This window comes from Anaerocolumna sedimenticola, assembly GCF_009931695.1.
GTDB lineage: Bacteria > Bacillota > Clostridia > Lachnospirales > Lachnospiraceae > Anaerocolumna > Anaerocolumna sedimenticola.
Genome location: NZ_CP048000.1, coordinates 4,486,216 through 4,499,587, shown reverse-complemented (window position 1 = coordinate 4,499,587; position 13,372 = coordinate 4,486,216). Strand labels below are relative to the sequence as shown.

The following is a 13,372-nucleotide window of genomic DNA, read 5'->3' as shown; positions in this document are numbered from 1 at the left end:
TATAGGAGCTATATCATTTCCTGGGGAGCTTTTTTTATATCTGGATACGGCTATATGTCCCATTTTAATCTGGTAGCAGTTGTATTAAATATATAAAAGTGGTAAAATATAAAAAAAAAACAGGCAATCCAAATACTTTGGAAATAGGTGAATTATGAAAGATTATGTAATAATAACGGAATCTACTGCTGATCTTTCCCAGGACATGATTGACGAATTGGGAATTAAAGTAATGCCTATGGCATTTGAATTAAATGGAAAAAGTTACATGCACTATCCGGACACCAGGGAAATGAACATACACGAGTTTTACCAGCGTCTCAAAAAAGGGGAAAAATCCGTTACATCATTAATTAATACGGAAGCCTTTCTTGAATTTTTTGAACCTATTTTAAAAGATGGTAAGGATATTCTTTACATTGCATTTTCATCCGGATTAAGCGGAACTTATAATTCTTCCCTGCTTGCCAGAGAAGAATTATTGGAAAAATATGAGGATGCAAAAATAATCTGTATTGATTCAAAAGCAGCATGTGCGGGAGAAGGTTTACTGGTTTACAGTGCGGTGAAAAAAAAGGAAGAAGGATTAAACCTTTTGGAATTAGGCAGCTGGCTTGAACAGAATATACTAAAACTATGTCATTGGTTTACCGTTGATGATTTAAATCACTTAAAACGCGGCGGCAGAGTCAGTGCTTTTAGTGCAGGAATAGGAACTGCTCTAAATGTAAAACCTATTCTTCATGTTGATAACGAAGGACATTTAATTCCAATGGAAAAGGTCAGGGGCCGCAAAAAATCTCTTTATGCACTTTTAGATCATATGATTGATACCTGTGCCCCGGCTAAGGGTCAGGTTGTATTTATTGGACATGGTGACACCTATGAGGATGCGGAATTTTTGGCAGATCTAATAAGAGAAAAGTTTGATGTGCAGGATATTATTATTAATCCAATCGGACCGATTATCGGAACCCATTCAGGACCCGGTACCATAGCATTGTTCTTCTTTGGAACACAAAGATAAAGAGACCATAGAAAAAAGTATGGAGGTACAACATGAGATTGACTTTTATTGGAGCTACACATGAAGTTACAGGAAGTTGTTATTATTTAGAGGCTTGCGGAAAACATATATTAATAGACTGTGGTATGGAACAGGGAAAAGATATATATGAAAATCAGGAGATTCCAATACCATCCGCCAAAATAGATGCCATATTATTAACTCATGCACATATGGATCATGCCGGAAAACTCCCTCTGTTGTATGCACAGGGATTCAGAGGAAAAATTCATGCAACGGCTGCAACCAGTGATTTATGCGATATAATGCTCAGAGACAGTGCACATATTCAAATGTTCGAAGCGGAATGGAGAAACCGTAAAGGAAAAAGAAAAGGTGAAAGTCCGTTCTTACCTCTATATACAATGGAAGACACCTATGGCACCATACGTTCTTTTGTATCCCACGGATACAATGAAAAAATTAATTTATTTGATGGTATCCAATTTCGTTTAGTTGATGTAGGCCATTTACTTGGTTCTGCAAGTATTGAAATCTGGGTTACCGAAGAGGGAGTTACGAAGAAAATTGTATTTTCCGGAGACATCGGAAATAATAATCAGCCTTTAATTAATGATCCCCAATATATCAGCGAAGCAGATTATGTTATCATGGAGTCTACTTACGGAGATCGCAGTCATGGAGCAAGACCGGATTATATCGGAGAGTTAACCAAAATTATACAGACTACCTTTGACAGGGGCGGTAATGTTGTTATCCCATCCTTTGCGGTGGGAAGAACACAGGTATTATTGTATTTCATCCGTAAAATTAAAGCAGACCGAATGGTTACCGGACATGGAGATTTTAAAGTGTATGTGGACAGCCCATTAGCGAATGAAGCAACTCAGATTTTCAATGAAAATATGGTTGGTTATTTTGATCAGGAAGCAATGGAGTTAGTTAAGAAAGGTATTAACCCGATATCATTTCCGGGATTAAAAACCTCCGTAACCTCAGAAGAATCCAAAGCAATTAATTTTGATGATGACTGTAAAATAATAATCTCTGCCAGCGGAATGTGCGATGCAGGCAGAATCCGTCATCACTTAAAACATAATTTATGGAGAAGTGAAAGCACGATTTTATTTGTAGGCCATCAGTCAGTCGGTACTTTAGGGCGTATTATACAGGATGGTGCAACGGAAGTTAAGCTATTCAGTGAAACAGTCCAGGTAAATGCGGAAATCAAAAGGCTGGATGGAGTAAGCGGTCATGCAGATAAAGACGGATTACTAAAATGGATCAATCAGTTTAAAAAGAAACCACAAAGGGTATTTGTAGTTCATGGTGAATCAAATGTATGTGATTTATTTACCGAAACTCTGAAAAGTGAGTATGGATATGATGCGGTTGCACCTTTCAGCGGAGAAATTTATGATCTTCTTACCAATGAATGTCTGGAAAAAGGTAAAGCAATTGAAGTACAGGGCAGAGAGGATAAGAAGAAAGGAATTTCATCCGTATATGAACGCCTGGTAAATGCCGGAAAGCGTTTACTGGTTGTAATTCAGCATAATGAAGGAGGCACGAATAAAGATTTGGCCAAGTTCACAGATCAGATTAATTCCTTAAGTGATAAATGGGATAGATAAAATTATATATTTGTAGATTTAGAGTACTATTACGGAAGTTGATGCGGTGATATCAATAAGTAATAGTACTTTTTCTTTGGAAATTTTTATCGGTCTTATCATGAATTTTTTTAAGTTAGGATGCAGTACGTCCTTGTTTTATATAATAATAGGACATATAAACGTCCTTTGATTTCTTTTGACGGCAGGGAGTTTTTTATACAGAAAGCATAAAAAAAGCTGCCTGCCATAAGCAGATAGCACAATATGTAAATTCTTAAATTTATCCACACCTCATTATTAATATTAACACATTTTGAAAATAAAGTCTAGTATTATTTTTTTTATTCTATATAATAGACTTTGCAACTGATAAACAGTGGATAACGGCAGTTAAAACCGACTGTATGCAAGAACAAAACAGATTTTGCACGATAGCGAAGTTAATATGTCGAAAAAAAGGAGGTTACCAATATGACAAACCAGACAGAGCGTCTTTTGGAAGAGCAATACTTGAATAGTTGCATCAGTATCATTAAAAAAAATATTGATGCGTATAAGAAAGAAATTGAAATTATGAGTGCAGACATTGAAGATATGTATGATCGGTATCGGCATGATGATCCGGAAATATTTACAGAATTGTCAAACACCATCACCATGAATGAAAATATGAAAACAGCACTTCGTAAGAACAGGCGGGCTTTGAAGAAACCCTATTTTGGGCGAATTGACATCAAAGACCATGATATGGAAGAAGAGACATTCTATATAGGAAAGGGAGGAGTTATGAAAGACGCCACCACAATCATGGTTGTCGACTGGCGTGCTCCATTAGCCAATGTTTATTATGAAAATGGACTCGGTGAATGCTCCTATATAGCACCGGATAAAATAAAAATTACCATTGATTTAAAAAAGAAACGGACCTTTGAAATAGATGGAGAAAAGCTAATTGATTACTTTGATTCTGAAGTGGTGACCAATGATGATCTGCTGACAAAATATTTAGCGAAGAACAAAGAAGCGGTTCTAGGTGAAATCATAGCAACAATACAAAAGGAACAGAATGATATTATACGAAAATCTCCCTATCGTAATATGATTGTACAGGGAGTTGCAGGCAGTGGGAAAACCACCGTGGCAATGCATCGAATCTCCTATATCCTATATAACTACGCAGAAGATTTTAAACCGGAAGACTTTTACATCATTGGAAGTAATCGTATTTTGTTGAACTATATTACTGGTGTGTTACCTGATTTGGATGTACATGGTGTGAAGCAAATGACCATGGAACAGCTCTTTATCCGTTTGCTTTATGAAGATTGGAATGAAAAAAAATACAAAGTAATTCCATGTGATAAGAGGAACTATCGTAAAGGAACTTATGATTGGTTTCAAACATTAGAAGAATTTTGCAGTAAGCTAGAAGCTAAAGTGATACCACAGGAGGATATTTATTTAAATGACAAGCTTCTTTATTCTTCTGAACAGATTAAAGGATATATTGAGGAAGGTAAAAGATTATCGATACAAACAAAAATTGACGGTTTAAATCAACGTGTTTTAAACAAGTTAAAGAATGAGATTACAGGCAGAGAGATTACTTATACTCCGGAAATGAAAAAACAGTTAGTGAAAGATTATACGAAACGGTTTGGAGAGAAGAAATGGAAAGTCTCCATCTATGATTTATATAGTGAGTTTCTGATAAAACAAAAAGAAATATGGCATGAGGATATTGGGATACAAGAAATGAATGTTTCCATGAAGGAATTTGATGTATATGATTTAGCTGCCCTGGCATATTTGTATAAACGTGTGAAGGAAACAGATCCCATTCGTGAAGCGCACCACATCGTAGTGGATGAAGCACAGGATTTTGGTATGATGGCATATTCGGTGTTGCATTATTGCATTCCAAATTGTTCTTTTACTATTATGGGTGATGTATCCCAGAATATTCACTTTGGATATGGGCTCCACGACTGGGAAGAATTAAAGGACTTAATTTTAACAGACCGCTTTGACAACTTCGGAATATTATCTAAGAGTTATAGAAATACTGTAGAGATATCCAATTTTGCACAGAAAATATTACAGAAGGGCTCATTTTCCAGTTATCCGATTGAACCCATTATACGACATGGAGAGGAAGTATCTGTAACTGAGTGCCATGATGAGAAAGATATGTTGAACCAATCCGCCCGTATTATTGAAAAGTGGCAGCAGGAGGGATATGATACCATTGCGGTAGTATGCAGAAATGCTATGGAAGCAGAGCTTGTAGCTAAAAATCTTGGGAAACGTATCACTATCGAGGAGAGTGACCTGGAAAAAGCAGAATTTAAAAAAGGAGTTATGGTGCTTCCGGTAGAGTATACAAAAGGGCTGGAGTTCGATACAGTTCTCATATATAATCCAACCAGTAATAATTATCCCGAGGATGACGGCCACGCTAAACTTTTGTATGTAGCAGCAACTCGTGCTTTACATGAACTAACTATACTTCATGCAGGGGCTGTAACAAAATTAATATAAAAATAAATATAATAAATGTGAAGAGTCATTACAGAATTATAACTGAGAATGACTCTTTACTTATGTTCCCAATACCTGGGAAACAATACACTAAGCTTCCACCAGGCGAAGCATTGTATCCTAAAGAATATTCACTTGTGGTTTGAGCCCTTTTACTTTATAATGATATTCAAGAGTTAGATTATCGATAGTTTATAAAGTGGGGACGTGAAGTACATAATGAAAAAGATGCTTAAGCGGACAGGTCTTATTGTTTTGTGTCTTGTATTAGCTGTCGCGGTAATTTCGACCATATTGTTCCGGAATGAGCTGAGGTCGCTGTACTCGCTTCGAAAAGTTGACGAATATGGTATGTTTCAGATGACATATTATGGTGATTATGGATTTGATGATTTTTTGATAACCGGTGCAACAAGTGACAACGATATTGAAAGTTTTGTAACAAAACGACTGCTGAAAGGCCTGCCCATCGATTTGGGAATTACAGGGGATGGCTGTACCGCTTTTGTGACACGAAACAACGACGGTGAAATTATATACGGCAGGAATTTTGATTTTACGTATGCTCCTTCTCTGCAGGTATTTACAAATCCTAATAAGGGTTATGCGTCTGTTTCAACAGTCAATCTGTCTTTCGCAGGATACGGAAGAGATAATCTTCCCGAAGGTCTGAGTTTTAACAGCTTTTTGACTTTGTCGGCCCCGTATTTGCCTTTTGACGGTATCAATGAAAAGGGTGTTGCCATAGCCTTACTGGCGGTGCCGAAAGCGGACTATAGCAGCGACCCGGATAAGATTACGCTTAATACAACTACTGCAATACGGCTTGTATTGGATAAAGCCGCCACGGTTGACGAGGCGGTTCAGTTGCTCAGCAATTATAACATCTATTTTTCCGGGGGAATTGACTGTCATTATTTAATTGCGGATGCGGCTGGAGAATCGGTTCTTTTGGAGTATTACGACGGCAAAATGCAAACTGTAAGGCCGAGTGGGAATTATCAGATTGCATCAAATTTTATTGCATATAATGATGTCAATATTGGTGAGGGTTTTACGGAGTTTGACCGTTATAATACTGTCAAAGCAGCAATTGAAAAAAACAAAATCGGCCTCACCGATGAACAGGCACTTTCCCTTCTGGCGGAAGTCGGCGTTATGGATGGAGCTACGGACAAGCTGCAATGGTCCGTACTGTACAATCTGACATCAGGTAATGTAGAACTTTTCGCCCAAAGGAATATACATAATATAATACATACGCAATTAGATATGAACCCTTAGCTTATGTGAGCGGTGACGATTCTATTAAAAGTTCAACCAATATTTTTTGATAGATCTTATCTATCACCTCATCTTTTATCTCGGAATCCAGGAAATATTCCACAGCATATTTCGCCTGAGCAACTAACATTTCAAGCCCATTGACAGCTTTCATTCCCAATGCTTCCGCCTGAAGCAGTAATTTTGTTTTAAGGGGATTGTAAATAATGTCCAAAACAGCCTCACACTCAGGATAAAGGGATAAATCAATGGGACTTGCATCCGTTTTGGGATACATACCTACCGGACTGGTATTTACTATCAGCTGTGCATCGGAATGGTAATTTTGGCATTCTTCATAGGAAATAAAGCCATCCCCTCCGGTTCTTTTCACAATAATAATATCCTTAGCCTTTAAATAATTAAGTACTGCTATAACAGCCTGGGCAGCACCTCCATTGCCAAGTACGATTACTTTTTTATCCTCTACTTTCACTCCGTTATGTTCAACCATATATAAAAATCCGGAAAAATCCGTATTATGCCCGATTAATTTACCATCTTTATGAACAATGGTATTTACAGCACCAATCTGCCTTGCGTTGTCATCTATCTCATCCAGGTACGGAATTACATCTTTTTTATAAGGAATCGTAACATTAATAGCCTTAAATTTCCTTTTCTCCATAAAAAGCGTAAACTCATCCTTTGATAAAGGAGTAATCTCATAATTATAATCTGCAAGCTTCTCATGAATGATCTTTGAATAACTATGTCCCAATTTTTCTCCTATTAATCCATATTCCATGTCAAATTCTTTCCTTCCTGTAATCATGAACTTCAGAGCTGAAGCTTAGGGCAACTGAAGCTATAAAGTTCGTATTAATTGTATGGTAGATTCAGAAAACTATAAGTTTCGCAAATACTTACAAAAATAAATTAGTTAAAGAATAATATAATTAATATAAATTTGCAAGAAAAATATCCGGTCATAATTTCGTATGCCATACATATATTGTTCTAAAGGAGGAGGAATGAGATGAATAAAAAAGACGAGCTGTTGAAAATCTTTTCGATAAAGCTTAGGACAATTCTTTCCAAGATAAATTTTGATTATGATTTATTACAGGAAATTCGTCTTAGGGTAAATGCACCCTTGCTGGTTATCTACGATAATCAGGAGTTTTTCGTAACTTCACAGTCAACACTTTCGGTAAGCGATGAAGATACCTATGTAATTACGAAAAATGAAATCCGGGAAACTATGGAATATATCAGTAACTATTCCCTGTATGCATTCGAAGAAGAGCTGAAACAGGGATTTATCACCATAACCGGAGGGCATAGGGTAGGTATTATCGGAAAGGCAGTTTTGGAAGAAAATAAAATAAAAAGTATGAAGCATATATCCTTTATCAACATCCGACTATCCCATCAGGTAAAGGGCTGTGCAGATAAGGTAATACCTTATATAACAGGTGTTATGGGAAATGACTGCTATCATACGTTAATTATATCACCGCCCCGCTGCGGAAAGACGACTCTCTTACGGGATGTAATCCGCCAATTATCCGACGGCAATGAAAAACGTCCGGGTATTACAGTAGGTGTAGTAGATGAACGTTCTGAAATCGGAGCCTGTTATATGGGCATTCCTCAAAATGAATTGGGAATCCGGACGGATGTATTGGATTGCTGCCCTAAGGCAAAAGGAATGCTTATGCTGATCCGGTCCATGTCCCCAAGAGTAATTGCCGTTGACGAAGTCGGATCCGTGGAAGATATCAGTGCCATAGAATATGTAATGAATTGCGGATGCAAATTAATAGCCACAGTTCATGGTAATTCTATTGAAGATATAAGAAATAAACCCATACTGGGAAAACTAGTGGAAGAAAAATTATTTGAGCGTTATATATTACTGAACAATCATGGAGGAGTAGGCCATCTGGAAGAAATCTATGATGAGAATGGTATGAGAATTTACTAAGTGTTCTTTAGGAATAAGAAAGGAGGTAGCTATGATAATTATTAAAGTGATTGGCTGTATATTAATACTGTCATCATCTGCCGGAATGGGTTTATATTTCAGCAGCGAATTAAAAAACAGGATTATGGATTTACGCGAATTAAAGAAGATTATCTTTCTTTTACGGGGTGATATCCGGTATGCCAATACTCCATTGCCGGAAGCAGTACAAGCCTTATCATTACGGCACGAGGGAAAATATAAAACATTTCTCTCCGGAATTGCAGACAGGCTAAATGAACTGGGCGGTGTTTCATTTTGTACCATATGGAAAGAGGCGGTTGTAAAGGAACTGGATAATACCTCGCTAAGTAAGAAGGATCTGGCTGGTCTTGGCCAGTTTGGAGAAAACCTCGGATATCTGGATAAGGATATGCAGATTAATACCATAGATTTATATATATCCCAAATAGAAGATGAAATAAAAGAACTGTCCCATAACGTAAAACAAAAGTCCTATTTATACAATTCCCTGGGTGTTCTGGGAGGGATATTTATAACGATTATAATGCTTTGAAGCGCTTAAGCCATAAACATTCACAAGGAGGATAACATGACTATCAACCTGATATTTAGAATTGCAGCGGTCGGAATACTGGTATCGGTTCTTAACCAGATACTTAAGCAATCTGGCAGAGAAGAACAGGCATTTTTGACTACATTGGCAGGGCTGATTCTGGTACTTTTTTGGATTGTACCATACATATCCGAGCTGTTTGAAATAATCAGGAATTTATTTACCTTATAAGGAGAAGGGAGCATAAGTATGATACAGATTGCCTTAATCGGTATTATTGTAGTTTTAATGGCAATACAATTTAAGAGTACGAAATCAGAATATGCAGTATACATAAGCCTTGTAGGATGCATTCTCATCTTTTACCTTGGAGTAAATAAATTAGAGATTATTATTGATACCATAAAGAAAATCCAGACTTATATCAGTCTTAATGAAACCTATATTTCCATATTAATTAAGATTATAGGGATTACATATATTGCTGAGTTTTCTTCAAATATCTGCAAGGATTGTGGACATACTGCAGTTGCCAATCAGATTGAACTGGTAGGTAAATTGACGATATTAGCGACTGGAATGCCAATTCTGCTGGCTTTGCTGGATACCATTAATGAATTTTTAACGGCATAGTTCATAGGAGGAGGATTCCTAATGATTATTTCTACGAAAAGAAACCGGAAAATAACTAAAATACTTATCTTTCTGCTGGTTCTTTTGTTCCTGTTATTAACGAAAGAAAAAGTATATGCAATGGAAAATGAAATCAATGTGGATGATTCCAATGAAACCAGCGGTACAGATTTCAATTATAATGATATACAGCGTGTAATTGACGAAGTTTTAGATTCGGGCGATAATATGAATTTTGAACAATACGTAACCGATCTTGTGACAGGTAATAAGAAGTTTTCTTTGCAGCAGATTGGTAACGATATTAAAAATGCCGTAATAAACGAAATCAGAGATAATATCGGCACCTTGACAAGCTTAATATCCATCGCTGTAATTGCTGCCGTTTTTACAAATTTTTCGTATGCTTTTCAAAATACCCAGGTGGCAGAAACCGGATTTTATGTTGCATACCTGCTTTTATTTTCCGTATTGACGGCCTCTTTTATTTCGGCGGCAACATTAGCATCTAATACTATTTTGGCAGTCCTAAACTTTATGAAAGCTTTAGTACCAACCTATTTCTTATCGGTAGCATTTGTCTCAAGTGCCGGAACTTCTATGGTTTATTATCAGGTAACTTTGTTTTTAATCACTTTTGTGGATGTATTATTAATTAAATTAATTATTCCTATGATTAATATTTATCTGGTTGTATCTATGGCAAATAATCTATCCAAAGAAGATTTATTATCAAAACTTGCAGATCTGTTATCCGTAGTAATCAAATGGGCGCTAAAAACACTGGTGGGATTAGTTGTAGGTTTCAATGCGATACAGGGTTTGATTTTACCCGTAGCAGATAACATTAAGAAATCAGCTTTATATAAAATTGCAGGTGTTATACCGGGTGTTGGAGATGTACTTGGTAGTGTGACCGAAAGCGTATTTGGAGCAGGTATCCTGCTAAAGAATGCCATAGGAGTTGCAGGGGTTGTTGTAATCATCATCATTTGTGCTCTTCCGATTATTAAACTGGCAATAACTACCCTTATTTACCGGGTAAGCAGTGCAGCCGTTCAGCCAATTTCGGACAAGCGTATGTTAAATTGTGTTACTGCCTCCGCTGACGCAGCGGCTTTATTACTGCAGACCGTATTGGTAGGTGCCGTTTTATTTCTATTAACTATAACAATAATTGCAGCTACAACGACATAAGGAGATGATTGGAATAAGATATGGGTGAAATATATGGTTGGGTTAAAAATATAGTAATATTCTTGGTTCTGACAACGATTATTACCAACTTGCTTGGCAAGAGTTCCTATAAGAAATACGTAAATTTAATCACTGGGATTATATTGGTAATTCTTGTTATTTCCCCGTTATTAAAACTGTTTCAGCTGGACAAAACCATGGATTATTATTTTACTACCAATTCCCTTTTGGCAGAGGCTGAGGATATGAACGATAAATTAGTGGATGCAGAAGATAATCAGATGTCTGCTATTTTAAAAGAATATAAGGAACAGATCGGAAAACAGGTCAGTAATTTACTGGAAGGAGAGAATCTATATCTTACCGGTATTGAAGTTAAAGTAGATGAAGATGAAAACAGCAGTACTTTCGGTAATCTGCTGTCACTTAATATTTCGGCCGGTTATATCAGGAATGAAACCAAGGAAGGTTCTGTTGATATTGACAAGGTAGATATAGAAGACATTAAAATCGGAGAAAAGAAGGAGAACGAGACGGATAAAGAAAAAAATCTTCTTACACCTATTGAAATTAATATAAAAAACCTGTTGTCGGACTTCTATAATATGAACCCTGATAATATAAATATTAGTATACAGGAGAAATAACCGAGCCTGTAATACTTAAGGAGAAAGTATGGAAAAAGAAAAGGTAAAGGAAAAGAAAAAGCTCAGTATTAAGGAAATTGGTCCCGCAAGACTCGTAATACTGTTGATGGCAGGAATATTTCTGCTTGTATTATCATTTCCTGATATGCTTTCATCAGAAAATTCCTCAAAAGATAATACGGCAAAGCAAGATTACAAAGTGAAAGAGAATACTGACAATACAGAGACAGATGATGAAACCGAAGCTTATATCAATGAATTAGAGAACCGTTTAAAGAAGGTACTTGCTAAAGTAGAGGGTATTGGGGATGTAGATGTCATGATTACTTTAAAGGGTTCCAAAGAAAAAGTTATACTGAAAGATGGTCCATATACACAAGAAAGCATGAATGAAGTAGATGGGGAGGGCGGAAACAGAGATAGCAGCAGTATTAGCAAAGAAGATACCACTGTTTTGGTAAATGGTGGTAACGGAGAAGGCGTACCATATGTCATACAGGAAAAAGAACCGGAGGTGGAAGGTGTAGTGGTAATAGCCGAAGGCGGAGGTAATGCAAAAATTATGACAGAAATTATGGAGGCAGCACAGGTATTATTTGACGTACCTGCACATAAAGTTAAAGTAATGAAAATGAATAAATAAATGTTTTAAAGGAGGCAAGTATGAAAAATATATTTAAGAAAAATCAAATCATTATTACTGCATTGGCTATTATGATAGCAATTGCAGGGTATCTGAATTTTTCTGACAGAAACAACGAGGATAAAATTGCCGATGTCGGCAACGGTGAGGTATTGGATTATGATACATATACGGAAACGGAAGGCGACAATATTACAGACGGAGATACTGTTTCTCTTCAGGATACCGAAGATTTATTGGATGAAACCGCTTTGGACGTAACTACGGATGGAGAAAGTGACAGCAAAGAGACATTAGCAGAAGATACAGGAAAAGATAAAAAAGATGCGAAGAACACGGATGAAACCGCTTCTACAGATAATGGTGAGAAGAAAGATGAAGCAAAAGCTGATGATTCCAAGAAAGCTGATTCAGAAGAAGTAGCTGCTTATGATGTATCCGATAACGGTGAAGTTGTTGTTGATGAAAAAGGTGAAGAAACCACTGCGCCTGGTGAAGCAGTTTTAGTCAGCACAACTACGACTCCTGATTTCTTTGCTTCCAGGAAATTAGCAAGAGAGCAAATGAGGGCAGTTAATAAAGATGAATTAATGAAAATCGTTGACAGCGCAAATCTTACTGAAAAAGCCAAAGAAGATGCAGTTAATAATATTATTGAAATGACTGCAATTTCTGAAAAAGAAAATGCAACGGAAACTCTTCTGGAAGCAATGGGATTTAGCGATGCTATCGTTACAATTGAAGGAAAACTCGTTGATGTTGTTGTTAATGCAGCCAGCTTAGACGAACAGGATGTTGCCAAAATTGAAGATATAGTTAAGAGAAAAACAGGTTTTGAATCAAAAGATATTAATATAGCTCCGGTAGTAGTTGGAGAATAATAAAAAAAGTATCAATGTTAATAGCATAGCAGCATAATTTAAGGGGCTAATGCAAATTTTGCAATAGCCCTTTTTTACGATTATGGTATAAAAATCTGGTAATAATAATATTAAGTGGTGAAGTATACCATAATAAATTAATATAAGAAAATTTGTTCCTAAAAACAGACAACACGGTAAGCTTTCTTAGTACAGCCTTGTACCAGAGCAAATATTTGGCACTGATATTAAGGTGAAACTAATACAATGCTGTACTTGTATTTTAAAAATATGAATAAATGATTTGCAATTAAGAATAAGTTTGATATAATAATTACATTAAGTAGCATTTTATGGACATATGTTACTGTTATGTGTATAAACTTAGGAGGTAATTAC

General features: G+C 36.3%; 13 protein-coding genes. 12 read left to right on the top strand and 1 reads right to left on the bottom strand.

Annotated elements, in window-relative coordinates:
- The first annotated feature begins 154 nt into the window (after positions 1-154).
- The 4 genes from Ana3638_RS19995 (at position 155) to Ana3638_RS19980 (ending at position 6,468) form a co-directional block, all read left to right on the top strand.
- Positions 155-1,027 (top strand): DegV family protein, encoded by an 873-nt coding sequence (locus Ana3638_RS19995; RefSeq protein ID WP_161839605.1) that lies wholly within the window; start codon positions 155-157, stop codon positions 1,025-1,027.
- Between the two features lie 32 nt (positions 1,028-1,059).
- Positions 1,060-2,661, top strand: coding sequence for an MBL fold metallo-hydrolase RNA specificity domain-containing protein (locus Ana3638_RS19990; protein ID WP_161839604.1), 1,602 nt, complete (start codon positions 1,060-1,062; stop codon positions 2,659-2,661).
- A gap of 453 nt (positions 2,662-3,114) precedes the next feature.
- Positions 3,115-5,184 (top strand): HelD family protein, encoded by a 2,070-nt coding sequence (locus Ana3638_RS19985; protein ID WP_161839603.1) that lies wholly within the window; start codon positions 3,115-3,117, stop codon positions 5,182-5,184.
- Between the two features lie 219 nt (positions 5,185-5,403).
- Positions 5,404-6,468, top strand: coding sequence for a linear amide C-N hydrolase (locus Ana3638_RS19980; RefSeq protein WP_161839602.1), 1,065 nt, complete (start codon positions 5,404-5,406; stop codon positions 6,466-6,468).
- A gap of 1 nt (position 6,469) precedes the next feature.
- Here the strand turns inward: Ana3638_RS19980 and Ana3638_RS19975 are convergent, their stop codons facing one another.
- Entirely contained in the window at positions 6,470-7,255 is a 786-nt protein-coding gene (locus Ana3638_RS19975) for a shikimate dehydrogenase family protein (RefSeq protein ID WP_161839601.1), read from the bottom strand.
- Positions 7,256-7,486: 231 nt separating this feature from the next.
- Here Ana3638_RS19975 and spoIIIAA point away from each other — a divergent pair, with 231 nt between their 5' ends.
- Genes spoIIIAA through Ana3638_RS19935 form a run of 8 tightly spaced genes read left to right on the top strand, consistent with a single transcriptional unit; the run spans position 7,487 to position 12,994 of the window.
- Positions 7,487-8,437, top strand: a complete 951-nt coding sequence (spoIIIAA, locus tag Ana3638_RS19970; RefSeq protein WP_161839600.1) for a stage III sporulation protein AA — start codon at positions 7,487-7,489, stop codon at positions 8,435-8,437.
- Positions 8,438-8,468: 31 nt separating this feature from the next.
- Positions 8,469-8,993 carry a stage III sporulation protein AB gene (locus Ana3638_RS19965; RefSeq protein ID WP_161839599.1) on the top strand — a complete coding sequence of 175 codons (525 nt, stop codon included), beginning with the start codon at positions 8,469-8,471 and terminating at the stop codon, positions 8,991-8,993.
- A 36-nt stretch (positions 8,994-9,029) separates the two neighbouring features.
- Complete coding sequence (gene spoIIIAC / locus Ana3638_RS19960; protein WP_161839598.1) at positions 9,030-9,224, top strand: stage III sporulation protein AC; 195 nt, start codon at positions 9,030-9,032, stop codon at positions 9,222-9,224.
- A gap of 12 nt (positions 9,225-9,236) precedes the next feature.
- The gene (gene spoIIIAD / locus Ana3638_RS19955; protein ID WP_161840647.1) at positions 9,237-9,626 is read left to right on the top strand and encodes a stage III sporulation protein AD; all 390 of its coding nucleotides are present in this window, start codon (positions 9,237-9,239) and stop codon (positions 9,624-9,626) included.
- 21 nt (positions 9,627-9,647) lie between these two features.
- The gene (locus tag Ana3638_RS19950; RefSeq protein ID WP_161839597.1) at positions 9,648-10,823 is read left to right on the top strand and encodes a stage III sporulation protein AE; all 1,176 of its coding nucleotides are present in this window, start codon (positions 9,648-9,650) and stop codon (positions 10,821-10,823) included.
- Between the two features lie 20 nt (positions 10,824-10,843).
- Positions 10,844-11,470, top strand: a complete 627-nt coding sequence (gene spoIIIAF, locus Ana3638_RS19945) for a stage III sporulation protein AF (protein WP_161839596.1) — start codon at positions 10,844-10,846, stop codon at positions 11,468-11,470.
- Between the two features lie 28 nt (positions 11,471-11,498).
- A complete protein-coding gene (spoIIIAG, locus tag Ana3638_RS19940) occupies positions 11,499-12,113 on the top strand; it encodes a stage III sporulation protein AG (RefSeq protein WP_161839595.1) in 615 nt (204 codons plus the stop codon).
- A gap of 20 nt (positions 12,114-12,133) precedes the next feature.
- On the top strand, positions 12,134-12,994 hold the full coding sequence (locus Ana3638_RS19935; RefSeq protein WP_161839594.1) for a SpoIIIAH-like family protein: 861 nt from the start codon (positions 12,134-12,136) through the stop codon (positions 12,992-12,994).
- Positions 12,995-13,372: the final 378 nt, after the last annotated feature.